The sequence below is a fragment of the Xanthomonas cannabis genome (assembly GCF_040616535.1).
GTDB classification, from domain to species: Bacteria; Pseudomonadota; Gammaproteobacteria; order Xanthomonadales; family Xanthomonadaceae; genus Xanthomonas; species Xanthomonas cannabis.
The window spans coordinates 2,730,769-2,753,228 of record NZ_CP136580.1; the positions used below are offsets into that span (position 1 = coordinate 2,730,769).

At 68.1% G+C, this 22,460-nt stretch carries 18 protein-coding genes; 9 read left to right on the forward strand and 9 right to left on the reverse strand.

Going from position 1 to position 22,460, the window contains the following annotated elements; translation table 11 throughout:
- Positions 1 to 67 precede the first annotated feature (67 nt).
- The 4 genes from RZV17_RS11710 (at position 68) to RZV17_RS11725 (ending at position 4,633) form a co-directional block, all read left to right on the forward strand.
- Complete coding sequence (locus tag RZV17_RS11710; protein WP_047697810.1) at positions 68 to 553, forward strand: YaiI/YqxD family protein; 486 nt, start codon at positions 68 to 70, stop codon at positions 551 to 553.
- 56 nt (positions 554 to 609) lie between these two features.
- The gene (locus RZV17_RS11715) at positions 610 to 1,158 is read left to right on the forward strand and encodes a YaeQ family protein (protein WP_355603564.1); all 549 of its coding nucleotides are present in this window, start codon (positions 610 to 612) and stop codon (positions 1,156 to 1,158) included.
- Positions 1,155 to 2,336, forward strand: coding sequence for an NAD(P)/FAD-dependent oxidoreductase (locus RZV17_RS11720; protein ID WP_355603567.1), 1,182 nt, complete (start codon positions 1,155 to 1,157; stop codon positions 2,334 to 2,336). The genes RZV17_RS11715 and RZV17_RS11720 overlap by 4 nt, the downstream gene beginning before the upstream one ends.
- Before the next feature lie 227 nt (positions 2,337 to 2,563).
- On the forward strand, positions 2,564 to 4,633 hold the full coding sequence (locus tag RZV17_RS11725) for an EAL domain-containing protein (RefSeq protein WP_047697805.1): 2,070 nt from the start codon (positions 2,564 to 2,566) through the stop codon (positions 4,631 to 4,633).
- A 220-nt stretch (positions 4,634 to 4,853) separates the two neighbouring features.
- Here the strand turns inward: RZV17_RS11725 and htpX are convergent, their stop codons facing one another.
- Positions 4,854 to 5,732 carry a protease HtpX gene (gene htpX / locus RZV17_RS11730; protein ID WP_166748737.1) on the reverse strand — a complete coding sequence of 293 codons (879 nt, stop codon included), beginning with the start codon at positions 5,730 to 5,732 and terminating at the stop codon, positions 4,854 to 4,856.
- Positions 5,733 to 5,829: 97 nt separating this feature from the next.
- Here htpX and gluQRS point away from each other — a divergent pair, with 97 nt between their 5' ends.
- The 3 genes from gluQRS (at position 5,830) to phaR (ending at position 8,278) form a co-directional block, all read left to right on the forward strand.
- Complete coding sequence (gene gluQRS, locus RZV17_RS11735; RefSeq protein ID WP_355603571.1) at positions 5,830 to 6,729, forward strand: tRNA glutamyl-Q(34) synthetase GluQRS; 900 nt, start codon at positions 5,830 to 5,832, stop codon at positions 6,727 to 6,729.
- A 73-nt stretch (positions 6,730 to 6,802) separates the two neighbouring features.
- A complete protein-coding gene (locus RZV17_RS11740; RefSeq protein ID WP_047697799.1) occupies positions 6,803 to 7,543 on the forward strand; it encodes a beta-ketoacyl-ACP reductase in 741 nt (246 codons plus the stop codon).
- Positions 7,544 to 7,702: 159 nt separating this feature from the next.
- On the forward strand, positions 7,703 to 8,278 hold the full coding sequence (gene phaR / locus RZV17_RS11745) for a polyhydroxyalkanoate synthesis repressor PhaR (protein ID WP_039410688.1): 576 nt from the start codon (positions 7,703 to 7,705) through the stop codon (positions 8,276 to 8,278).
- Between the two features lie 184 nt (positions 8,279 to 8,462).
- On the opposite strand, the gene RZV17_RS11750 is transcribed toward phaR, so the two are convergent.
- The 6 genes from RZV17_RS11750 to RZV17_RS11775 all read right to left on the reverse strand — a co-directional run bounded on the left by RZV17_RS11750 (position 8,463) and on the right by RZV17_RS11775 (position 16,093).
- A complete protein-coding gene (locus RZV17_RS11750) occupies positions 8,463 to 9,425 on the reverse strand; it encodes a TraB/GumN family protein (RefSeq protein WP_355609335.1) in 963 nt (320 codons plus the stop codon).
- Positions 9,426 to 9,446: 21 nt separating this feature from the next.
- Positions 9,447 to 10,382 (reverse strand): DUF1684 domain-containing protein, encoded by a 936-nt coding sequence (locus RZV17_RS11755; RefSeq protein WP_355603574.1) that lies wholly within the window; start codon positions 10,380 to 10,382, stop codon positions 9,447 to 9,449.
- Entirely contained in the window at positions 10,382 to 12,238 is a 1,857-nt protein-coding gene (gene mutL / locus RZV17_RS11760; protein WP_355603577.1) for a DNA mismatch repair endonuclease MutL, read from the reverse strand. Before mutL ends, RZV17_RS11755 begins: the two co-directional genes overlap by 1 nt.
- A gap of 138 nt (positions 12,239 to 12,376) precedes the next feature.
- The gene (locus RZV17_RS11765) at positions 12,377 to 14,038 is read right to left on the reverse strand and encodes an N-acetylmuramoyl-L-alanine amidase (RefSeq protein WP_355603580.1); all 1,662 of its coding nucleotides are present in this window, start codon (positions 14,036 to 14,038) and stop codon (positions 12,377 to 12,379) included.
- Between the two features lie 70 nt (positions 14,039 to 14,108).
- Positions 14,109 to 14,609, reverse strand: coding sequence for a tRNA (adenosine(37)-N6)-threonylcarbamoyltransferase complex ATPase subunit type 1 TsaE (gene tsaE / locus RZV17_RS11770; protein WP_355603583.1), 501 nt, complete (start codon positions 14,607 to 14,609; stop codon positions 14,109 to 14,111).
- Positions 14,606 to 16,093 carry an NAD(P)H-hydrate dehydratase gene (locus tag RZV17_RS11775; protein WP_355603586.1) on the reverse strand — a complete coding sequence of 496 codons (1,488 nt, stop codon included), beginning with the start codon at positions 16,091 to 16,093 and terminating at the stop codon, positions 14,606 to 14,608. Before RZV17_RS11775 ends, tsaE begins: the two co-directional genes overlap by 4 nt.
- 24 nt (positions 16,094 to 16,117) lie before the next feature.
- Between RZV17_RS11775 and queG the strand changes: the two genes are divergently transcribed.
- On the forward strand, positions 16,118 to 17,185 hold the full coding sequence (queG, locus tag RZV17_RS11780) for a tRNA epoxyqueuosine(34) reductase QueG (protein ID WP_355603589.1): 1,068 nt from the start codon (positions 16,118 to 16,120) through the stop codon (positions 17,183 to 17,185).
- 146 nt (positions 17,186 to 17,331) lie between these two features.
- On the forward strand, positions 17,332 to 18,669 hold the full coding sequence (gene xseA, locus RZV17_RS11785; RefSeq protein WP_355603592.1) for an exodeoxyribonuclease VII large subunit: 1,338 nt from the start codon (positions 17,332 to 17,334) through the stop codon (positions 18,667 to 18,669).
- A 294-nt stretch (positions 18,670 to 18,963) separates the two neighbouring features.
- Here xseA and RZV17_RS11790 read toward each other — a convergent pair whose 3' ends face one another.
- Together RZV17_RS11790 and RZV17_RS11795 are read right to left on the reverse strand one after the other, a co-directional pair.
- Positions 18,964 to 20,211, reverse strand: a complete 1,248-nt coding sequence (locus RZV17_RS11790; protein WP_355603595.1) for an AcvB/VirJ family lysyl-phosphatidylglycerol hydrolase — start codon at positions 20,209 to 20,211, stop codon at positions 18,964 to 18,966.
- Positions 20,212 to 20,515: 304 nt separating this feature from the next.
- Positions 20,516 to 22,330: a formylglycine-generating enzyme family protein gene (locus RZV17_RS11795; RefSeq protein WP_355603598.1), complete on the reverse strand. Its 1,815-nt coding sequence runs from the start codon at positions 22,328 to 22,330 to the stop codon at positions 20,516 to 20,518.
- Between the last annotated feature and the right edge of the window lie 130 nt (positions 22,331 to 22,460).

Here is a 22,460-nt window from a genome sequence, read left to right on the forward strand (position 1 = left end):
GTCAAATCTTTTGCAGTCAGGCCAAATCCCACCGTCTGTCAGGCACTTCCCCATCCACACTCCACCGATGAAGACACCCCAAGCCCCCCTCCGCGCGCAGATCTGGGTCGACGCCGACGCCTGCCCCGCGGTGATCCGCGACATCCTGTTCCGCGCTGCCGCACGCACCGGCGTCGCGGTCACCCTGGTCGCCAACCATTACCTGAGCACGCCCACCCTGCCCCACGTCCGGGCCCTGCAGGTTCCGGGCGGGCCGGATGCGGCCGACGATGCCATCGCCGAGCGGGTCGCTGCCGGCGACCTGGTGGTCACCCAGGACATCCCCTTGGCGGCACGCGCACTGGAAGCCGGCGCTACAGCAGTGGGCCTGCGCGGCGAGGCGTTCACCAGCAACACCATCAAGGAGCGCCTGTCGGTGCGTGGCTTCATGGAGGAGCTGCGTGGCGCCGGCATTGCGACCGGCGGGCCGCCGGCGTTGCATGCGCGTGATCGGCAGGCGTTTGCCGCGCAGCTGGATCGTTGGCTGGCCGCGCAACCGCGCAGCCCGGCGTAACGCGCCACGTCCGGGGTGGGCGCGTATCATGAGCGCCCTTTGCAATCGGCATCCTGATGGCCCTCACTGCCACCGTCCGAAGGGCGGAACTTCAGATCAGCGACATGGACCGCGGCTACTACGCCAACCATTCACTGACCCTGGCCCAGCATCCTTCCGAAACCGACGAGCGCCTGATGGTGCGTTTGCTGGCATTTGCCCTGTTTGCCGACGACCGGCTGGAATTCGGCCGCGGCCTCAGCAACGACGACGAACCGGACCTGTGGCGACGCGACTACACCGGCGACCCGGACCTGTGGATCGACCTCGGCCAGCCCGACGAAAGCCGCGTGCGCAAGGCCTGCAACCGCTCGCGCGAGGTGGTGGTGATCGGCTACGGCGGCCAGGCCACCGAAACATGGTGGAAGAAGCACGCCAACACCATGGGCCGGCATCGCAACCTGCGCGTGATCGAGCTCGACGCGCAGTCCACCGAGGCCCTGGGCGCGCTGATCCAGCGCGGCATGCGCTTTGACGTCATCATCCAGGACGGCGAGGTGCAGATGCTGGCCGACCACGGCAGCGTCACCCTGACCCCGATGGTGCGGCAAGCCCCGGCCGAATGAGCATGCGGTGCGACGTGCTGGTCATCGGTGCCGGCGCTGCCGGGCTGATGAGCGCCTTCACTGCCGGCCGGCGCGGCCGCCAGGTGCTGGTGATCGACCATGCCAACAAGGTCGGCAAGAAGATCCTGATGTCAGGCGGCGGGCGCTGCAATTTCACCAATACTGGTACGGCGCCCGGCAATTTCATTTCGGCCAATCGGCATTTCTGCAAATCCGCGCTGGCGCGCTATCGCCCGGCAGATTTCGTGGACATGGTCGAACGCCATGGCATTGCCTATCACGAGAAAGAGCTGGGGCAGTTGTTCTGCGACATCTCCTCCAAGCAGATCGTGCGCATGCTGCTGGACGAGTGCGAGGCGGCCGGCGTGCAGATCCGCACCCAGTGCGAGGTGCTGTCGGTCCAGCGCGGCAGCGACGGCTTCGAGGTGCAGACCAGCCAGGGACGCGTGCAGGCGCAATCGTTGATCGTGGCCACCGGCGGGCTGTCGATCCCCAGCATGGGCGCCAGCGGATTCGGCTATGCGCTGGCCCAGCAGTTCGGCCACACGCTGCTGCCGACACGGGCCGGGCTGGTGCCGCTGACCCTGAGCGGCAAGCACCAGGAACGCCTGCACGACCTGTCCGGGCTGGCGTTGCCGGTGGAGGCGCACTGCAACGGGGCCAGCTTCCGCAACTTCATGCTGCTGACCCATCGCGGCGTGAGCGGGCCGGCGATCCTGCAGATCTCGTCCTATTGGCAGCCGGGCGACGAGCTGCGCCTGGACCTGCTGCCAGGCCACGACGCCGGCGCCTGGCTGCGCGAGCAGAAGCAACAGCGCGGCGCGACCGAATTGCGCAACGTGCTGGCAGAGGTGTTGCCGAAACGGTTCGCGCAGCGCCTGTGCGAGGTGTGGTTGCCGGACAGGCCGGTCCGTCAGCTGGATCCGCCGCAGCTGCAGAGCGCTGCCGACCTGCTCGGCGCCTTCCCGCTGATTGCCAGCGGAACAGAAGGCTACCGGACCGCTGAAGTAACGCTCGGCGGGGTCGATACCCACCAGGTCTCCAGCAGCACGCTGGAGTCGCGACTGGTGCCCGGCCTGTACTTCGTTGGCGAAGTCCTGGACGTCACCGGCTGGCTGGGCGGCTACAACTTCCAGTGGGCATGGGCGTCCGGCCATTCCGCCGGCAGCGTCGCATAGGGCGACCGGCACGTCGTGCCGGTGGTGACCTATCGCGTGGTCGGTGACACGCAGGCCGTTGTGGAGCAATGCAGCGATCAGCAACCGAGTGCGGTGCGCCGGTCCTGAGGAAGGACACTGGCACGCGCAATCAGTGCACTACGTCTCACACTTGATGCGGCATGCTCCACATACATGGACGTGCCAGACCCCTTCGTGTATTAAAGCCCGTCTCCAGGGAGCCGCGCATGCAAAAAGGCAAAGATCTCACCCTCCGCCTGATGATCGTCGATGACAGCGTGGAGAGCGCCGAGACCATCGTCACCGCATTGCGCAATGGCGGCATTGCAGTGCGCCCGTCGCGACCGCAAACCCAGGAGGAACTGGCCAGCATGCTGTCGGGCCAGATCGATCTGGCGCTGCAGGGGCAGGCGCAACAGGTGCCCATGAGCGCGCTGCAGGCGCAGATCGCCGGCAGCGGCAAGGACATTCCGATCATCCTGCTGGCCGATCGGATCGAAGAGAACGCGCTGGTCGAGGCCGCTTCGCACGGCGTGCGCGCGATTGCGCTGCGCCATCGTCCCGAACACCTGCTGGCGTTGGTGCGCTCGGAGTGGGACGACCTGCAGGCGCGCCGCGGGCTGCGCCGCATCGAGGCGCAGATGCGCGAAACCGAGCGGCGTTGCGATGCGTTGATCGCCTCCTCGCGCGACCCCATCGCCTACGTGCACGAAGGCATGCATATCCGCGCCAACGAGGCGTATCTGGAAATGTTCGGCTTCGAGTCGTTCGAGGATGTCGAAGGCGTCTCGCTGCTGGACATGATCGCCGCGCAGTACGTGGACGACTTCAAGCAGTTGCTCAAGGCGATGGCCAAGGGTGAACCGCCGCCGGCGCAGTACAAGGTGGACGCACGCCGGCTGGAAGGCGACACCTTCCCGGCGACGATGGAGTTCGCCACCGCCACCTATGAAGGCGAGCCGTGCATCCAGGTGGTGTTCCGGCGCCGCGAGGAATTTGATCCGGAACTGGCACGCGAGGTCGAGGACCTGCGCCAGCGCGACCAGGTCACCGGCCTGCTCAACCGCCCCACCTTCATGGTGGCGCTGGAACAGGCCGTGGCACAGGCCGGTCGCAGCGAAGGCCAGTCCGGCTTCCTGTTGATCGAGCCGGATCATTACGCGCGCATCCTGCCGGAAATCGGCCTGGATTCGGCCGATGCCTTGATCGCCGCCATGGCCGCGCACGTGGCCGGCGTGGTGGACGACAGCGTGGTGGCCGCACGTTTCGGCGAGCACAGTTTTGCCCTGCTGATGGACGGCAACTACGCCCGCACCCATGCGGTTGCCGAAGCCGTGCGCGATGCGTTTGCGCAGCATGTCTTCAGCGTGGGCTCGCGCTCGGCCACGGTCACGGTCAGCATCGGCGGCGTGCAGATCGGCGAAAAGATCGCCAGCATCGGCCAGGTGCTCAATCGCGGCACCGAGGCCGTGCGCACCACGGCCGAGCTCGGTGGAAATGCGGCAAGCATCTACGACCCGGCGGCCTCCGACCGCGCCGAGGAAGAACGCATCGAACGCTGGGTCGAGCAGCTGCGCGAGGCGCTGGTGGGCGATGGCTTCCTGCTGCATTACCAGCCGGTGCTCAACCTGCAGGGCGAGCCGCTGGAGCTGTACCAGGCCTTCCTGCGGCTGGAGCGCAATGGCGAGATGATGTCGCCGAACGCCTTCATGGCGATCGCCGAAGAGCACGACCTGATCACCGAAATCGATCGCTGGGTGGTCGCGCGTGCGATCCGGCAACTGGGCGAACGGCAACGCGCCGGGCACAAGACGCATCTGCTGGTCCGGATCGGGCCGAACTCGTTCTCGGACCCGCAGATGGTCGACATCATCCGCGAACAGCTGGCGGTCTATGGCGTGCCCGGCGAACGGCTGTGGCTGCAGACGCCAGAATCGAAGGTGTTCACCCATCTGCGCAATGCCCAGCAGTTTCTGGCGGCGGTGTCGGCCATGGGCTGCAAGGTCGGGCTGGAGCAGTTCGGCTCGGGCCTGGATTCGTTCCAGCTGCTGGCGCACTTCCAGCCGGCCTTCCTCAAGCTGGATCGCGGCATCACCAGCGACGTCGCCTCGGCGCGCGACAGCCAGGAAAAGATTCGCGAGATCACCTCGCGCGCGCAGCCGGCCGGCATCCTGACCGTGGCCGAGTTCGTGGCCGATGCGCAATCGATGAGCAGCTTCTTCAGTGCCGGCGTGGACTACGTGCAAGGCGATTTCGTGGCACCAACCGGGCCGCTGATGAACTACGAGTTCGGCTGAGCCAACCGCAAGCCGGCAGCGCAGCACAGCGAGGCCCGCAATGCGCGGGCCTTTTGTTGTCTCTGGCAATGATCCCGAGTGGGTCGCTGGCCGGCCAGACCGTGCGGCGGACCGGTTCGGTGAGCATGGAGATTGAAGCTAATGCTCCAGCTACCGGAGCCAATCCCGGCTGCAGCGCCTTCCACATAGTTCAGCGCCCGCAGCGATCCCGGTACCGCTCTTACATCGCCGTGCCATTGGCCGCTCGCAGCGCGGCGATACGCTCGCTCAGCGGCGGGTGGCTCAGGAACAGACGACGCAACCCATCGCCCACGCCTCCGGAAATCCCGAAGGCCTGCACCTGCGAGGGCAAGGTGTTCTGGCCGTGGTTGAGCGACAGGCGCTCCAGTGCGGCAATCATCTTGCTGCGCCCGGCCAGATGCGCACCACCGGCGTCGGCGCGGAATTCGCGGCGCCGCGAGAACCACATCGCGATCATGGTCGCGAACAGGCCGAAAACCATCTCCAGCGCGAACACGATGATGTAGTACGCAAAGCCTCGACCTCCCTCGCGGTTGCCCGACATCGCGCTGTCGATGATGCCGCCGACGACGCGTGCCAGCACGATCACGAAGGTGTTCAGCACGCCCTGCAGTAGCGCCATGGTCACCATGTCGCCGTTGGCGACGTGCGCGATCTCATGGCCCAGCACCGCTTCGGCCTCGTCCTGGCTCATGTTCTGCAGCAGGCCCGTGGACACGGCCACCAGGGCATTGTTGCGGTTGGCGCCGGTGGCGAAGGCATTGATTTCCGGTCCGTCGTAGACCGCCACTTCCGGCATGCCGATGCCGGCTGCCTGCGCCTGACGCCGCACCGTCTCCAGCAACCAGCGCTCGGTCGGCGTGCGCGCTTCGGTGATCACCTGCGCACCAGTACTGCGCTTGGCCATGAACTTGGACAGCAGCAACGAGATGAACGATCCACCGAAACCGAAGACGGCAGCCATCACCAACAATCCACTCATTTGCGCGGGATTGACGCCCAGCACCGACATGACGATGCCGGCGAGCATCAGCACCGCAAAGTTGGTCAGCAGGAACAGGAAAATGCGGTTGAACATGGCGCGATGGCTCCACTCATGCGGGGTGAACTGCTGCGGATCTGCGGACGCTGCGGCTTGAAATCAAGCAAGCTCCTGACCGACGATTCAGCCTCCCATGCGCCCACTTCCCTATCGCGGCCGTTTTGCGCCCTCCCCGACCGGCCCGCTGCATTTCGGCTCCCTGCTGGCGGCCTTCGGCAGTTGGCTGCTTGCCCGCCATGCCGGCGGCCAGTGGTGCGTGCGCATCGAGGACATCGACCCGCCGCGCGCCGAGCCGGGCGCGTCAGAGCGGCAATTGCGCACGTTGAGCGCCTTCGGCCTGGTGTCGGACCTGCCGGTGATCCGGCAGTCCGCGCGCGACGCACACTACACCGCTGCACTGAGCGCGCTGCTGCAGGCCGGGCTGGCCTTCGAGTGCAGCTGCAGCCGCGCCGATCTGGCCGCCATGGGCGGTCTCCACCACGCATGCGTCGCCCCGCTGGGCAAGCGCCGCGCGGTGCGTCTGCGGGTGCCGGCGCAGCCGCCGGTCGGCTTCGACGACACACTGCAGGGCCGCGTGGTGCAGGACGTCTATGCCGAAGTCGGCGATGTGGTGCTGCGCCGCGCCGATGGCTATTGGGCCTACCAGTTGGCCGTAGTGGTGGACGACGCCGCGCAGGCCGTGACCGATGTCGTGCGCGGCGCCGACCTGCTCGATTCCACGCCACGCCAGATCCTGCTGCAGCGCGCCCTGGGCCTGCCGCAACCGCGCTACCTGCATCTGCCGCTGATCCTGGACGCCGACGGCCGCAAGCTGTCCAAATCGCACGCCGCGCCCGCACTGGACGACACCGACCCGCTACCTGCCCTGCATGCGGCCTGGCGCGCGCTGGGCCAGCTGCCGGCCGCGCTGCCGCGGCACGGCAGCGTGGCCACGGTGCTGCAGCATGCCGTGCAGCATTTTTCGCCGGGGCGACTGCCGCAGAGCGCGACCCTGGGCACCGATGGGCGCGCATCGCAGCCCGCGCGTGACTAGAATTGCGACCCAGCACCGGCACCGGGCACCTGCGCCCTGATCGCCTCGGCCTCACCTGCTCATTGGAGTCGTCATGACATCTCGCGTCGCATTGGTCACCGGCGGCACCGGCGGTATCGGTACCGCCATCTGCAAACGCCTGGCCGACCAGGGTCACCGGGTCGCCAGCAACTTCCGTAACGAGGACAAGGCGCGCGACTGGCAGCAACGCATGCAGACGCAGGGCTACGAGGTGGCCTTGTTCCGCGGCGACGTCGCCTCGTCCGAACATGCACGCGCGCTGGTCGAAGACGTCGAAGCGTCACTGGGGCCCATCGAGGTGCTGGTCAACAACGCCGGCATCACCCGCGATACCACCTTTCACCGCATGACCGCCGAACAGTGGCACGACGTCATCAACACCAACCTCAATTCGGTGTTCAACGTCACCCGCCCGGTGATCGAAGGCATGCGCAAGCGCGGCTGGGGCCGGGTGATCCAGATCAGCTCCATCAATGGTCTCAAGGGCCAGTACGGCCAGGCCAACTACGCCGCGGCCAAGGCCGGCATGCATGGCTTCACAATTTCGCTGGCGCGCGAGAACGCCGCCTTTGGGGTGACGGTCAACACGGTCTCGCCTGGCTATGTGGCCACCGACATGGTGATGGCGGTTCCGGAGGAAGTGCGCGCCAAGATCGTGGCCGATATCCCCACCGGCCGGCTGGGGCGCCCGGAAGAGATTGCCTATGCAGTGGCGTTCCTGGTTGCCGAAGAGGCTGCCTGGATCACCGGGTCCAATCTGGACATCAACGGCGGCCACCACATGGGCTGGTAACGTTTGCTGCAACTTTGCGATGCAGCATGGATTTACTTCAAAAACCATGCTGCGCAACATTTTTAATGTGTCCGCTTAAGCAAATAAGGCTGTTTGGCTGTTGCAACCGCTGCTGCGCTGCGCCATCCTGCGCGCACTATCAGTGTGAGTGAACGTTCCATGGCCGGACTTCGCATCATCAAGAAGTATCCCAATCGCCGTCTCTACGACACGGAAATTTCCAGCTACATCACCATCGAAGATGTGCGCCAGTTGATCATCGACGGCGAGGAGTTCGAAGTCCGCGATGCCAAGAGTGGCGAAGATTTGAGTCGTGCCGTCCTGCTGCAAATCATTGCCGACCAGGAACAGGACGGTGAGCCGATGCTCTCCACCCAGTTGCTGAGCCAGATCATCCGCTTCTACGGGGATTCGCTGCAGGGCTTCATGGGCAACTACCTGGAGCGCAGCATGCAGGTGTTCCTGGACCAGCAGCAGCAGTTCCGCCAGCAGATGGGCAACCTGCTCGGGCAGACCCCCTGGGCGATGATGAACCAGCTGACCGAGCGCAACCTGGAGTTGTGGCAGGAGTTCCAGCGCAACTTCGGCGCCGGCTTTGGCCGCCCCGGCGGCCCGGGCACCCCGCCGACCCCGCCCGGCGCCGGCAGTATGGGCAGCGGCCCGATGGGCACCGGCACGCACGGCACTTCCGGCAGCCATACCGGCACCACCGGCAAGGCCCGCAACCGCGGTTGACCCGCACGGTGGCATCCCGGAGCAGCAGCGAATCCACCTGCTGCTCCGTTCACAGGCAGGCATGACCGCTAGTCCGACCTTGCTGCACCCTGGACGCATCGAGTGTCCCAGCAGTGTTCGCCCCTGACTGACGCTTGGTGTCGCACCCATCGGGCCCGGGCGCGTCTGCGCCGGACACGATCCGTTAGCGGCCCGGCGGTTGCGCACAGGCCGAACAGATCCGCTCCACGTGGTAGCCGCGCGCGCGCAGGCGCTCCACAACCCCGTCGTTACCGAGCAGGTGCAACGCACCGACCACCACCAGCGTGGTCCCGCTGCCCTTGCCCAGCTGCTTTTCCAGCCGCGGCACCCAGCGCGCATTGCGCTCGACATTGATGTCCTGATACAGCGCCGGATACTGGCGGCGGAGGTCTTCGGCCATCTGCGTGGACAGCGTCTGCACATCCCCCCTGCGCCAGGCCGCGTGCAGCTGGCGCAGCTGATCGGTGGTCGCGGCTTCGTCTAGCGACTCTTCCAGCAACTGATGCTGCTCGGTTGGCGACATCGCGTCGAGCAACGCGATCTGCTCTTCGGCGCGCTCCAGCCCTTCGGCCGGCTTGCCCCTGGCTTGCGCCTGCTGCATCAGGTAATGGTCCAGGCCGGCATTTGGGTCCATGCCCTGGCGGGCCATCTCGGCCATGCTGATCGAGAGCGCGACAAACCAGGGCTTGAGCGGCTGCAATGCGTCGACCGACATGCCGTGCGTGCGTGCGTAGCTGCCGAGCGCCTGCCAGGTCCTGGCATCCAGCACGTCCTGCAGGGTCCGGCCGTCGCTGCGGCGCGCCACCTGCAACATGCGGCTGGCCAGCTGCGGCGATTGCGCGTCCGATGGCGGCAACTCGAAGACCAGCCGGTCGGCCTTGGCAAATGCCTGCATCACGTCCGGCGACAGCGGGTAATCGCTGGGCTTGAGCACGTGGAAAGAGCCCAGCAGATAGAGCGTGCCGCCCTTGCCATCGACCTTCCATAGCAGCGGCACCGGCGGATTGGCGGGCACCTTGTTGGCCGCACGTGCGCAGACCGGCGCAACCGCCCCGCTCCACAGTGCCAGGCCGAGCATCGCGCTGCGGCCCCAGGCAGCCAGCCGCACTTTCATTACGTTGACCATCACCGATTCCCCCTCATCACGTCAGTGCGGCACCTTGTAGGCCTTTTCGCCGGCCGACACCGCCAGGTCGATCCGGTTTTCCGGTGGCGGCAAGGGACAGGTGGCGAACGGGGTAAACGCGCACGGCGGGTTGTAGGCGCGATTGAAGTCGACCACCACGTGCCCGGAGGCGTCGGGCACGTCCAGGTCCAGAAAGCGCCCGGCCGGATAGCTGCCGTGGCCGCTGGTGCGGTCGGCGAACACCACGAACATGGGTCGCCCCGGCTCGCCGATCGTCTCCAGCCGATAGGTCTTGCCGTCGCGCTCGAATTCGATCGCCCCTGCATTGGGCTGTTCGCTACTGATGCCGACGATGTCCACGATGGGGATGGTCTTACCGACATCGTTGGGTACGTAGCGCGCGGCGACGCGCCATGCCGGATCCACCGGCCAGTAGTCCAGCCCGGCGAAGTGGGTGCGCGAGGGCGCGTCGGCATGCTTGACGCGCAATGCATAGCGGTCGCCGCGATGGATCAGGCCGAGCACGCCCTTGCCCTCGTCGAACTGGATCAGCGTCGGCCGCGCATCGCGATCGGACTGGAAGCGGATCCTGCCGGTCAGCGGCTTGCCGTCCACGCTGAGGGCCGCGCCGCGCTCGGGCACGAACCACACCACACCTCCCTCGCTAGACACCATGCCCATCTTCGGCGGGCCGACCGCGAGTTTGATCCCACTGTCTGCGCTGCTGCCGATGTAGTGCGCCTTCAGCGAGAGCCAGTGCAGGCCAACCAGGCTGGTCCAGCCATCGGGAGCGCGCAGTTCTTTCAGCCGCGCTTCGCGCCAGGCGGCGGTATCGGCCAGAAACGTCTTGTCCAGCGCCACCGGCGCCTGCGGCGGCGCGCTGTCGCGCCCACAGCCGGCCAGCGTTGCGACCACCAGCATGCCGAGCAGCCAGCCCCTCCCCCCGTGCACTGCCATCAACGTCCCCTGAGAAACCAACGATCGATATCGCTCAGCGTAAACCGAGCCCAGGTGGGTCGGCCATGGTTGCATTGACCCGAGCGCTCGGTGGCTTCCATATCGCGCAGCAACGCGTTCATTTCTGGCACGGTGAGGCGACGGTTGGCGCGCACGGCGCCGTGGCAGGCCATGGTGGAGAGAAGTTCGTCGCGCGCACTGGCGATACGCCGGCTTTGCCCATGTTCGCGCAGATCGCCGAGCACATCGCGCAGCAGCGCCTCCGGCTCGGCGTTGGCGAGCAACGCGGGAATGCTGCGTACGTGCAGCGATTGCGGGCCGGCACGGGTGATCTCAAAGCCCAGGCTGGCCAGGGTATCGGCTTCGCGCTCGGCGGTATCGGCCTCGCGCTCGCCCACCGCCAGCGTGATGGGCACCAGCAGCGGCTGCGCATGCAGGCCGATGCTGTCGTGCGCGTTCTTGAGCCGTTCGTAGCCGATGCGCTCGTGTGCGGCGTGCATATCCACCACGATCAGGCCTTCGGCGTTTTCGGACAGGATGTAGATGCCGTGCAACTGCGCCACCGCGTAGCCAAGCGGCGGCACCCCGCTGTCTTCGGCGGTGGCCGGCAGGCCGGTGCCGGAGAGCTGTGGCAGCTGTGCACTGCCGGGCGGCGGCGCATACAGCGCACTGTAGGCCGCGCGCGCTTCGTCCACGCGCAAGCCCAACGGCGTCTGCGAGGGCGTCCAGTTGGCGTAGCGTCCGGAGCCGCCGCCACCGCTGGCGGTGCTGCCGTAGCTGGCGCCGCCACTGAGGCCCGCCCCCATCACACCCGCGGCGTCCGCCGCAGGAGCGTCGCTGCCGATGCTGTTGGGCGTGGTACCGGCACGCGTCTGCGCCAAGGCGTCCTGCAAGGTGCGGTAGACGAAGTCGTGGATCAGCCGCGCTTCGCGGAAGCGCACCTCGTGCTTGGCCGGATGCACGTTGACGTCCACCCGCGCCGGGTCCAGTTCCAGGAACAGCACGTAGGCAGGCTGGCGGCCATGGAACAGCACATCGCCATAGGCCATCTTGACCGCGTGCGCCACGCTGCGATCGCGCACCGAGCGGCCATTGACGTAGAGATATTGCTGGTCGGTGCTGGCACGCGAGTAATGCGGTTGCGCCACCCAACCATGCAGGCGCAGGCCGGCGCCGCTGTGATCCACGCGCAGCGCCTGGCGCGCAAAATCCTCGCCCAGCGTTTCGCCAAGGCGTGCGTCCGAATACAGGTCACCCGGCTTGTAGCGACGCGACGGCTTGCCGTTGTGCGACACGCGCAATTCCACATCCGGGCGCGCCAGCGCCAACGAGCGCAGCCACTCTTCGATGTGCCCGAGCTCGGTACGTTCGGCACGCAGGAACTTGCGGCGTGCCGGCACGTTGAAGAACAGCTCGCGCACCTCGACCGTGGTGCCGGGCGCGTGTGCGTGCGGGGTCACCTCGCCCAGCCGGCCGCCGTCGATCTGCAGCGCCGAACCGTGCTCGGCATCGGCGCGACGCGAGATCAGGGTGAAGCGGCTGACCGAGGCGATCGAGGGCAAGGCTTCGCCGCGAAAACCGAGTGTGGCCACGGTTTCAAGATCGTCGAGCGAGGCGATCTTGCTGGTGGCATGCCGCGAGACTGCCAGCGGCAGCTCGTCGGGCGTGATGCCGCCGCCGTTGTCGCGGATGCGGATCAGGCGCACGCCGCCTTCTTCCAGCTCGATGTCCACCCGGGTGGCGCCGGCGTCGAGCGCGTTCTCGACCAGCTCCTTGACCACGGAAGCGGGCCGCTCGACGACCTCGCCGGCGGCGATCTGATTGATCAGGATCTCGGGCAGCTGGCGGATCGCCATCAGCGCGCACTCCGGCGCAGGATGCGCGGCATGCAGTACAGCGGGGGTGACACGGACAAGACAGACCTCGGCACGGCGACCCGGCGACGCACAGGCGCCGACATCTCGGGATTCAGGGCCGAATGATAGCCGAGCGGGTCAGCGGCTGCCGCCGGCCACGGTGCCGACGGCATCGGCTTCGGCCTGCGCGCGCGCGGCGAACAAGGTGCCCGGCGGCGGCTGGCGCGTAAAGAACGTATCGATACCGTCCAGCACCGCAGCGGCGATCTTGCGCTGGTAGGCCGGATCGATCAGGCGACGCTCTTCGTCCGGATTGGAGATGAACGCGGTTTCCACCAGCATGGCCGGCATATCCGAGGTGCGCAGCACCGCGAAATTGGCGCGCTCCAGCTGCGGCTTGTGATTGTTGCCGATGCGCTTGAGCCCACCGAGCACGTGGCCGGCGGCGTCTTCGGAGGCTTTCATATGCCCGCTCTGGGCCAGGTCCAGCAATACGTTGGCCAGCGTGCTTTCGGTCTGCTGCAGACGCACGCCACCGACCAGGTCGGCGGCATTTTCCTTGTCGGCCAGCCAGCGCGCGCGCTGTGAGGAAGCGCCCTTGGTGGACAACACGTACACCGACGATCCGGTGGCGCTGCGGTTTTCGGCCGCATCGGCGTGGATCGAAATGAAGATGTCGGCCTTGGCGGCGCGTGCCTTCTGCGCGCGCATCGGCAGCGGGATGAACACATCGGTGTCGCGGGTCAGGTACGCCTTCATGCCGGGCGTGGCGTTGATCTGGCGGGCCAGCTCGCGGCCGACCGCCAGGGTCACGTCCTTCTCGCGCTTGCCGGTGGGGCCCATGGCCCCGGGGTCCTGGCCGCCATGACCCGGGTCGATGGCGACGATCAACGGCCGCATGCCGGGCGCCATCTTGACCCGCGATGCCTCACTGGGCAGCACCGGACGCGGCGGCAGGTCGTCGTCGGTGGCAGCGCCCGGCACTGCCGCAGCTGGACCCACGCCCGCAGCAGCCATCGGCGCGCCGCCACCATTGAGGATGGCGGCAGCGGAGGCGCCGGCCGTTGTGGGCGCACCGGGCACCGGCGCGCCCGGGCCCGCAACGACGCGATTGGGTTGGGCGCTGCCGGCCGTCGTCGGCGCGGCCGCCGCAGCGGTTCCGGGACGCGGCGTCGGCACCCCGGTGGCGACCGTGGTCGGCACTGCTGCCTGCGTGACGGTCGGCATCGCCGAAGCAGGCACCACGACCGGGGCCGGCGGCGGAGGTGGCGCCGCAGATGCACGTTGCGCGGATGCGGCCAGCACTGCGGTGGCACGCGCCGCTTCGGCCTGTGCATCGACGACGCGTGGCGGCGGTGCCGCGGCAGGTACCGGTGCGCTGGCAACGGCGGAGGGGGGTGCTGGATCGCCGGGCCATTCGATCACCAGGGTCGAGGCACTGCCGAGCGTCTGCATTTGCGGTTTCAGCGCAGTGACCGCGCTGGACAGCTCGAACACCACGCGGAACGTGCCCGGCACCGGTTGCCCGGTGCGCACGGAGGTCACCAGGCCGGCGGCCGGCGGCAGCTTGAGCCCACGCGCCGCGGCCGAATCCGGGAAGTCCACCACCAACCGATTGGGGTTGGCCAGCGACAAGGTCTTGAAGCCGCCGCTGCCGGCCAACTGGATTTCTGCACGGGTGCCGGTGGCGCCAGTGCTGACGCCGACGCCCTTGATTTCGCCAGCCCACGCAGCAAAAACCGCCAGGCTGAGGCTGGCGGTCAAGGCGGCACGACTGAACTGGCGGATCCCCGGTGTCATGGCGCTGGATTCAATCACCCAAGCGGGTGAATTGCAAGGTGATTTCCCTTAATAATCCGTAACCTGGCGTTCATTCTTCCTGTGGGCTGACAAAAAGCGCCCGCAACTCGGCCTGATCGGCGAGGCGCGCCAGCCAGTCGCGCCCGGTCTGGCTACGGCCCAGCAGACGAGCACGTCGGCCATCGCCATCGACAGCCAGTTCCACATCCAGGTCCACCGCCGGCAGGGCACCTGCGCCCCGCTCCGGCCATTCCACCAGCCACAGGCTGGCGCTGCCTTCGTCCAGGCCAAGGAAATCCAGCTCGCCGGCCTGCCCGATGCGGTACAGGTCCAGGTGCCAGGCTTCGTCGCCGGGGCCCAGCGGATAGCGCTCGATCAGGGTATAGGTGGGGCTGCGGATCGGCCCGCTGACACCGAGCGCCCGCAGCAGCGCGCGCGCCAGCGTGGACTTGCCCGCGCCCAGGTCGCCATGCAGCTGGACCATCGCGTTGGCGGGCCGGACTGCCGCCATTGCGCGGCCCAGCGTCTCGGTGGCCTCGGCATCGATCAGGTAGGCAGCAAGAGGCGTCATGCAGTGGCTCCGGCATTGGCAAGGCGACGCAGCTGCGGCAGCAGGTCAGTGGGCAACAGGCCGCGTTCGCCGTCGCGCGCCGCCGCGTCGCCGGCGCAGGCATGCAGCAAGGCGCCCAGGCTGGCGGCATCCAGGGCCGCCCAGCCCTGGCCCAGCAAGGCGGCGATCACGCCGGTCAACAGGTCACCCATGCCACCGACGGCCATGCCCGGGTTGCCGGCGTCGATGATCCGCGGCACCGCGTGCGGGGCCGCCACCACGCTGCCGGCGCCCTTGAGCACCACCACCGCGTCGAAGCGCTGGGCCAACGCGGCAGCGGCGGTCAGGCGGTCGCGCTGCACCTGCGCGGTGGACAGCCCCAGTAATCGACCGGCTTCGCCGGGATGCGGGGTCAGCACCCGCGGGCCACGCGTGGGCACCGGATTTGACGCCAACAGGTTCAGGCCATCGGCGTCGATGACGACGGCGCTGTCCGAGCCCAGGACCGCACGCCACAACGTCTGGGCCCACGGGTCCTGGCCCAGGCCGGGCCCGAGCGCGACCACATCGGCGGCATCGGCCAGGGCGGCGATGTCGTCGCCCGCCTGCACCGCGCGCACCATCGCTTCGGGGCAACGCGCCAGCAACGGGGTCACGTGCTCGGCACGGGTGGCCACCTGCACCAGCCCGGCGCCGCTGCGCAGCGCGGCTTCGGCGGTCAGCATGATTGCCCCGCCGCTGCCCAGATTGCCGCCCACACACAGCACCCGGCCCGATTCACCCTTGTGCGTGTTGCGCCGCCGGGGCCGCAACTGCGCCGCCAGCGCGTCGATGTCCCAGCGATGCGCGGCAGGCGTAAGCCCGTCGAATGCAGAGCCCGGCACGTCCAGCGTTGCGGTGCCGCGGTCGCCTGCGTATTCCAGGGCGTCGCCGGTGTACAGGCCGACATGCGGCACGATGAATTGCAAGGTCGCCTGCGCACGCACGGCCGTCTCGAACGCCACGCCATGGTCGGCGTCGATGCCGCTGGGCACGTCCAGCGCCAGCACCGGAACGCCGCAACTATTGACCGCCTCGATCAGCGCTGCGGTTGGCGCATCGGGCGCGCGGTTCAGGCCGATGCCGAACAGCGCATCCACGATCACATCGGCCTGCGCCAGCGGATACGGAAACAGCTCGATCGCGCCGCCCACCGCCAGGTAGTCGGTGCAGGCGCGCTGGGCCAGCTCCGATGCCGGGCCCCGCTCGGGCAGATGCACCACCCGCACCTGGCGCCCGGCGCGCTGCGCCAACCGCGCCAGCACATAGCCATCGCCACCGTTGTTGCCGGTCCCGCAGACCACCACGATGCGGCGCGCCTGCGGCCAGCGCTCCAGCAACCATTGCCAGGCGGCCTGCCCGGCACGTTGCATCAGGATGTAGCCATCGCCACCGAGCAGCGCGGTGGCCTGCGCATCGAGCGTGCGCGCGGCAGCGGAATCGTAAAGAGCGAGCGGTGCGTACATGCAGGGAATTCTATACTTGTCGTCATGTCTGCCGTCCTCGCCCGCCCCGACCCCACCGATGCCGCCGCGCGCATCCGTGCGCTTGCACGCGAAGCGGGCTTTCAACGCTGCGGTATCGCCGGCATCGAATTGGGCGAAGACGAAGTGCATCTGCGCAGCTGGCTGGAAGAAGGCCTGTACGGCACGATGCACTGGATGGCCCAGCACGGCGACAAGCGCTCGCGGCCGCAGGAGCTGGTGCCGGGCACCTTGCGGGTGTTGTCGGTGGGCATGGATTACGGCCGCAAGGACGACACCGAGGCCTGGAATACCTTGCACGACGGCAACCGTGCGTACGTGGCGCGCTATGCGCTGGGGCGCGACTACCACAAGCTGATGCGCAACCGGCTGCAGAAACTGGCCGAGCGCATCCAGGGCGAGATCGGCGCCTTCGGTTACCGCGTGTTTGTGGATTCCGCGCCGGTGCTGGAGCGCGCACTGGCGCGCAACGCGGGACTGGGCTGGATCGGCAAACACACCTGCCTGATCGATCGCAACGGCGGCTCGTGGTTCTTCCTGGGCGAGATCTATCTGGATCTGCCGCTGCCGATCGACACGCCGGCCACCGCGCATTGCGGCACCTGCACGCGCTGCATCGACATCTGCCCGACCCAGGCCATCATCGCGCCGTACCGGCTGGATGCGCGTCGCTGCATTGCCTACCTTACCATCGAACACGACGGTCCAATTCCGGAAGAAATGCGCAAGCCGATCGGCAACCGCATCTTCGGCTGCGACGATTGCCAGCTGATCTGCCCCTGGAACAAGTTCGCCAAGCGCACCGATGAGCCCGACTTCCGCGCCCGCAATGCGCTGGATGTGGCAACGCTGCCGCAGCTGTTTGCCTGGGACGAGGACGAATTCCTGCGCCGCACCGAAGGTAGCCCGATCCGCCGCAGCGGCCACGAACGCTGGCTGCGCAATATCGCGGTGGGCCTGGGCAATGCACCGGGCACGCCGGAAGTCTTGGCCGCCCTGGAGATGCGTCGCCACCACGACTCGGAACTGGTACGCGAACACGCCGGCTGGGCGCTGGCGCAGCACGGCATCTGAGTCACCGGCATTCGCTGCGTGCACCGATGCAGCCCGTGGCATCTGCAGCATGCGCGCAGCAGGCGACGGCCACGCTCTGCCACCGGCCGCCCGGGCGTTCGGAAGGCGATCACCCACACGCTTCCCCGCTACGGGATAATGTGGCGATGGCCGACCGCAACGAACAGATCCTCACTCCCAGCCAGCTCAATACGCTGGCGCGCGACCTGCTGGAAGGCAGCTTCCCGCTGGTGTGGGTGGAAGCCGAGCTGAGCAGCGTCACCCGCCCGTCCTCGGGCCATCTGTACTTCACGCTCAAGGACGCGCGCGCGCAGATCCGTTGCGCGATGTTCAAGCCCAAGAGCACCTGGCTGAAGTTCCAGCCGCGCGAAGGCTTGCGCGTGCTCGCACGCGGCCGCCTCACCCTGTACGAAGCACGCGGCGACTACCAACTGGTGCTCGACCATATGGAAGAAGCCGGCGAAGGCGCGCTGCGACGTGCCTTCGACCAATTGCGTGCGCGCCTGGCGGACGAAGGCTTGTTCGATGCCGAGCGCAAGCAACCGCTGCCGGTGCATATACGCCGCCTGGCGGTGATCACCTCGCCCAGCGGTGCGGCGGTGCGCGATGTGCTCAGTGTGCTGGCGCGACGCTTCCCGCTGCTGGAGGTGGACCTGTTGCCGTCGCTGGTGCAAGGCGACAGCGCCGCAGCACAAGTGACATCCCTGCTGCAGCGCGCCGATGCCTCCGGGCGTTACGACGTCATCCTGATCACCCGCGGTGGCGGCTCGCTGGAAGACCTGTGGGCCTTCAACGACGAACGTCTGGCGCGCGCGATCGCCGCTGCGCAGACCCCGGTGGTCTCGGCGGTCGGTCACGAGACCGACTTCAGCCTGAGCGATTTCGTGGCCGACGTGCGTGCGCCCACGCCGTCGGTGGCAGCCGAGCTGCTGGTGCCCGATCAGCGTGAACTGGTGGCGCGGGTGAGGCGCGCGCAGGCACGCATGGCCCAGCTGCAACAGCATGCCCTGGGGAACGCGATGCAACGCGCCGACCGGCTTGCGCTGCGCCTGCGTGCGCACAGCCCGCAGGCGCGGCTGCAGCTGCTGCACCGGCGCCAGGAAGAGGCCGGCCGTCAGCTGCGCGCGCGCATGGCCCAGGTGCTGGAACGCCTGCAGACGCGCGTGCAACGCGGGCAGGCGCACCTGCAGGTGCATAACCCGCAGCGCAACCTCGCCAGCTTGCAACAGCGGCTGCGCGCCCTGCATCCGCAAGCGGCCATGCAACGGCGCTTGCAGCACGATCAGTTGCGGCTGCGCGGCCTGGCGCGCTCGCTGGAAGCGGTGAGCCCGCTTGCCACCGTGTCACGCGGCTATGCCATCGTGACCCGCCCTGCCGATGGCAGCGTGGTGCGCAGCGCCGCCGACGTGGTGGCCGGCGAGCGCCTGCGTGCGCAACTGGCCGATGGCAGCATCGCTGTGCGGGTGGAATCTGGCGAAGGCTGAAAGCAAGCAGCCCACGACGACGCGGTGTCTGCAGCACTGCTGCCGCTCGGCGCCTGATTGATCAGTCGAAGAGTGCCGCGCCAGGTCGCGCCGCCATCGGTCGGCGCGCTGACAGCGAACCCTGAATAAGCCGTCGGGGCGGCGAACAGACCCGGCATTGCGCTCGGGCACTGCGGCCACCGCCGCCAGGAATCAGGCACCGGTGCCTGGCAGAGCGTGCTCGACTGCGATCGTCGGTCGTCGATCAAGCGCTCCGGAAAACGTCGTCTAGTGCTTCTTCAACGCTGAGCGGCGTCAGGAGCGGCCAGGCATCTGCGCGGCGTGCTGCCAGCCCTGCATCAGCAGCGTGGTCAACACCACCGGGTCGTGATCGAAATGGTGGCCGCCGGGCCGCATCGCCACCTCGACGCCCCGCGCGCGCAGCTCCGGGCACAGCGTGTCCTTTTCTTCGCTGCCATAGATGCACTGCAGCCGATGCGCGTCCAGCGACTGGATGGCGGGCTCCACATCGCGCTCGGCATCGTTGTGCCAGCCCAGCCAGCCGCCGACACGCACCTTGAAGTCGGCCTGGTGGCCAAGCCCGAGCAGGCTGACGAACTGCACGGAGGCGCGCTGCTGCGGCGACAGTTCCGGGTAGGCGAACGGCAGGATGTCGGCACCGAACGAATACCCCACCAACGCGACGTGCTGGATGTGCCAGCGCTGGCGATAGGCCGCGATTACCCGATCCAGGTCCGCGCCCACCTGCTGCGGGGTACGGCTGGCCCAGAAGTACCGCAGGCTGTTCCAGCCCACCACCGACACCCCCTGCTGCTGCAGCTGCGCGGCGATGCCCTTGTCCAGCTCGCGCCAGCCGCCATCGCCGGAGAGCATCACCACCAGGCGGTCGCTGCCGGGTGCGTGCAGCTCGACCAGCGGCAGGTCACCAAGGCCCTGCGCCTGGGCCGCCTGGAAGTGGCCGCGCGTGGCGGCAGCGATCTGCATCGGGCTGGCGCCGTCGACCAGATCGTCGAGAAAGCCCTGATTGGCATCGGGCACGTCGCGCGAACATGCCAGCCCGGTGTCGGTGGTGCCGGCATCGGCAACCACCGCACCGCCCAGCACGTCCGGCGCCGACGACGCCAGCGCCTGGCGTGCCAGCACGGCGCCATCGCCCTGCCCCACCAGCACCGGCGGCAGGAAGGCATCCACATGTTCGGCGCGCAACAATTTCTTGCCGAGCCGCTCGGCGTCGTCGGCCAGCGAGCTGCAGGCCGCGTGGTGCGAGCGCAGGCGCTCGCGGTAGCTGGCGGTATCGACCACCGCAACCAGCGCACCGTCATCGCTCAGCATGTCGGCCAGGCGCTGGCCGTCCTGCGGATGGGCGCTGTCGGGCAGCAACACCACCATGGCCTTGGGCGTGCCTTCCGGGCGCACGATCTCCACGGCGTGGTAGTGCCCGGCGGTGTTGCCCTCCTGCATGTGCCGCGCCACGGCATAGCCGCTGCCGCCGATCAGCAAGGTCGCCATGACCCAACGAAACATCGTGATCCCCATGCTCATCGCGGCAGTCCTTCAGAAGCGCTGGCGCTTCGACAGCCGCACGCATCACCGGTTCCATCCGCGCGCGGGCAGTGTTCGCTGCGGTTAAGCCAACGGATCCTGACATGTCATGCATGGTGCTGGGCCGGCGCTACGCAGTCTGCATCCGGCCTCCGCTATGCGCATCAAAGGGCCGAAAAATCTCTGCATCGAGAATTCCAGGCTGTAGTCGCTCGTCTCAGGAAACGCTGTTTGGTGGAGGTGAGCGGATTGGTGGAGGTGGGCGGAATCGAACTGCCATCCCGAAGCATCCATCTCCTCAACTCTAGATCCCGCGCGCCAGCCGGAAACCGATCCGCGCACTGGTGGTATCGGAGTCCTGCGATTGCCGCCACGCTGCGCGTGTCTGCTGCGGCGAGTTGGCCCAGCTGCCGCCGCGGATCATGCGCTGCCGGCAACCCGGGTTGAACCATGCCGCGCCATCGGCCGGCGCCCGGCGATAGCTGGCGTGCCAGCAGTCGGCCACCCATTCGCTCAGGTTGCCGCCTATGTCGTGCAAGCCCCAGGCGTTGGCGCGGAAACTGCCTACCGGTGCCGGGCCCCAGAAGCCGTCGCCGTAGCCGACGAAGCCGTTGTTCCAGTGCCGGCCGCTGCGCGATACATCGTTGCCGCCGGTGAAATTGCCCGTGTCGCGCGGTGGCGAGCCGGCATTCCCCCACGGATAGCGCCCGGTGGTGCCGGCGCGCACCGCGTACTCGAACTCGGCCTCGCTGGGCACGTGGTAATGGCGGCCGGTCTGCTCCGACAGCCAGGACGCATACGCCTCCGCATCACGGATGCTGACGTGCATCACCGGGCTGTTGGGCGCGGCCCGTGCGCCGTTGTAGTCGGACTGCCAGTCCACGCCGCTGCGGCGGATGAAGTTGCCGCTGCGCTCGTCGTACACCACCGAATGCCCGCGCCGGGTGGCCCGTGGTCGCGCACCGGTGGCCTCGACGAACTGGCGGAACTCGGCCACCGTCACCTCGGTGATCGACAACGCAAAGCCGCGTGCGAAGCGCACGTAATGCGCCGGGCGCTCGTTGTCGGAGGCCCCCGGTTCGGCATCGCCGGCACCCATCTGGAAGGCACCATGCGGCACCACGATCATCTGCGGTCCGCGCCCGCCGAGCTTGAGCCCGTCGGTGAACACCTGCCCGGGCCGGAAGCTGCCGTAATGGGTGGCCAATTCCAGCCGACGGCGCAGATCACCCGCCATCGGGTCGCCGGGGTCGGCGATGCGCAGCACCTCGGCCAGTTTCTCGCCGGCGGCCTTGAGACCGCGCGGCGACGTCAGGTCGTGCAGGCCGGCATCGTGCAGCGCCGCGATCTGCGCGCGCCGTGTGCGCTCGATGCGCGCGCGCGCATCGGCAATGGTGGGCGCGCGGTCGCGCACCTGCCCGGCCATCTGCAGCCAGTACCGCGCACCGACGAAATCGCCGGCGTCGGCGGCCTGTTCGGCGCGTTCGAGCAGTCCGCTTTCCACTGCGGCCAGGCCCTGGCGCGTGCGTGGGTTGTCCGGGTCCAGTTGCGCGGCATCGCGAAAGTTCACCAGCGCGCCGTTGCCGTCTTCGCCCAACCGGCCACCGCGCAGATCGTCTTCACCGGCCCGGTTGAACCCGAGCACGCGCTGGGCGGTTTCCACTTCGCGCTGCAGCGCACGCACCTTCGGGTCCTGCGGTGCGAGCGCCAGCGCCACGATGGCCAGCTCGCGCGCCTGTTCCAGCGCATCGTCCTGTCGCTCGGTCTGGGCAACCAAGGCCTGCCCGCGCTCGAGCAAGCGCGCGCGGGCCTGCTCCAGCCCGCGCCGGCTGGCTGCGTCCTTGCCGCCGGCGCGTTGCTGGATGGCCAGATACAACGGGATCGCATCGTCGGCGTCGCGGTACAGGCGATCGTCCTGCAAGGCCGCGTCGGCGCGCTTGCGTGCCTGCGCCAGAGGCTCATCGCCCAGATCCACGGCCGGCGGTTGCCACTGTGCAACGGTCTCGGCGGATTCTTCGCCGCCGATGGAGACATTGGGTGTGCCTGGCTGCCGCGTCGCCGCCGGCGCTTGTGCAGCCGGCGCCGGAGTCGGCGCCGGGGCACGCGAACAGGCACACATGCTGAGCGCCACCAGTGCCCACGCTGCCATCCGGTTACCGCACTTGCCCACCACCTGCTCCTTCCAGTGCTCTGCCGCACGACAGGCGATCGCGACGTTAGGCTATTCTGCGCGTTCTGCGCAAACCCTT

What these genes read in the sequence shown, in the direction of transcription:
- tsaE (WP_355603583.1), bottom strand. Translation starts at nt 14,609, where the DNA reads ATGACGCCTCTTGCTGCCTACCTGATCGATGCCGAGGCCACCGAGACG.
- RZV17_RS11775 (WP_355603586.1), bottom strand. Translation starts at nt 16,093, where the DNA reads ATGTACGCACCGCTCGCTCTTTACGATTCCGCTGCCGCGCGCACGCTC.
- queG (WP_355603589.1), top strand. Translation starts at nt 16,118, where the DNA reads ATGTCTGCCGTCCTCGCCCGCCCCGACCCCACCGATGCCGCCGCGCGC.
- mutL (WP_355603577.1), bottom strand. Translation starts at nt 12,238, where the DNA reads ATGGCGATCCGCCAGCTGCCCGAGATCCTGATCAATCAGATCGCCGCC.
- RZV17_RS11750 (WP_355609335.1), bottom strand. Translation starts at nt 9,425, where the DNA reads ATGGTCAACGTAATGAAAGTGCGGCTGGCTGCCTGGGGCCGCAGCGCG.
- RZV17_RS11740 (WP_047697799.1), top strand. Translation starts at nt 6,803, where the DNA reads ATGACATCTCGCGTCGCATTGGTCACCGGCGGCACCGGCGGTATCGGT.
- RZV17_RS11725 (WP_047697805.1), top strand. Translation starts at nt 2,564, where the DNA reads ATGCAAAAAGGCAAAGATCTCACCCTCCGCCTGATGATCGTCGATGAC.
- RZV17_RS11795 (WP_355603598.1), bottom strand. Translation starts at nt 22,330, where the DNA reads ATGTGTGCCTGTTCGCGTGCCCCGGCGCCGACTCCGGCGCCGGCTGCA.
- RZV17_RS11720 (WP_355603567.1), top strand. Translation starts at nt 1,155, where the DNA reads ATGAGCATGCGGTGCGACGTGCTGGTCATCGGTGCCGGCGCTGCCGGG.
- gluQRS (WP_355603571.1), top strand. Translation starts at nt 5,830, where the DNA reads ATGCGCCCACTTCCCTATCGCGGCCGTTTTGCGCCCTCCCCGACCGGC.
- phaR (WP_039410688.1), top strand. Translation starts at nt 7,703, where the DNA reads ATGGCCGGACTTCGCATCATCAAGAAGTATCCCAATCGCCGTCTCTAC.
- xseA (WP_355603592.1), top strand. Translation starts at nt 17,332, where the DNA reads ATGGCCGACCGCAACGAACAGATCCTCACTCCCAGCCAGCTCAATACG.
- RZV17_RS11715 (WP_355603564.1), top strand. Translation starts at nt 610, where the DNA reads ATGGCCCTCACTGCCACCGTCCGAAGGGCGGAACTTCAGATCAGCGAC.
- RZV17_RS11755 (WP_355603574.1), bottom strand. Translation starts at nt 10,382, where the DNA reads ATGGCAGTGCACGGGGGGAGGGGCTGGCTGCTCGGCATGCTGGTGGTC.
- RZV17_RS11765 (WP_355603580.1), bottom strand. Translation starts at nt 14,038, where the DNA reads ATGACACCGGGGATCCGCCAGTTCAGTCGTGCCGCCTTGACCGCCAGC.
- RZV17_RS11790 (WP_355603595.1), bottom strand. Translation starts at nt 20,211, where the DNA reads ATGAGCATGGGGATCACGATGTTTCGTTGGGTCATGGCGACCTTGCTG.
- htpX (WP_166748737.1), bottom strand. Translation starts at nt 5,732, where the DNA reads ATGTTCAACCGCATTTTCCTGTTCCTGCTGACCAACTTTGCGGTGCTG.
- RZV17_RS11710 (WP_047697810.1), top strand. Translation starts at nt 68, where the DNA reads ATGAAGACACCCCAAGCCCCCCTCCGCGCGCAGATCTGGGTCGACGCC.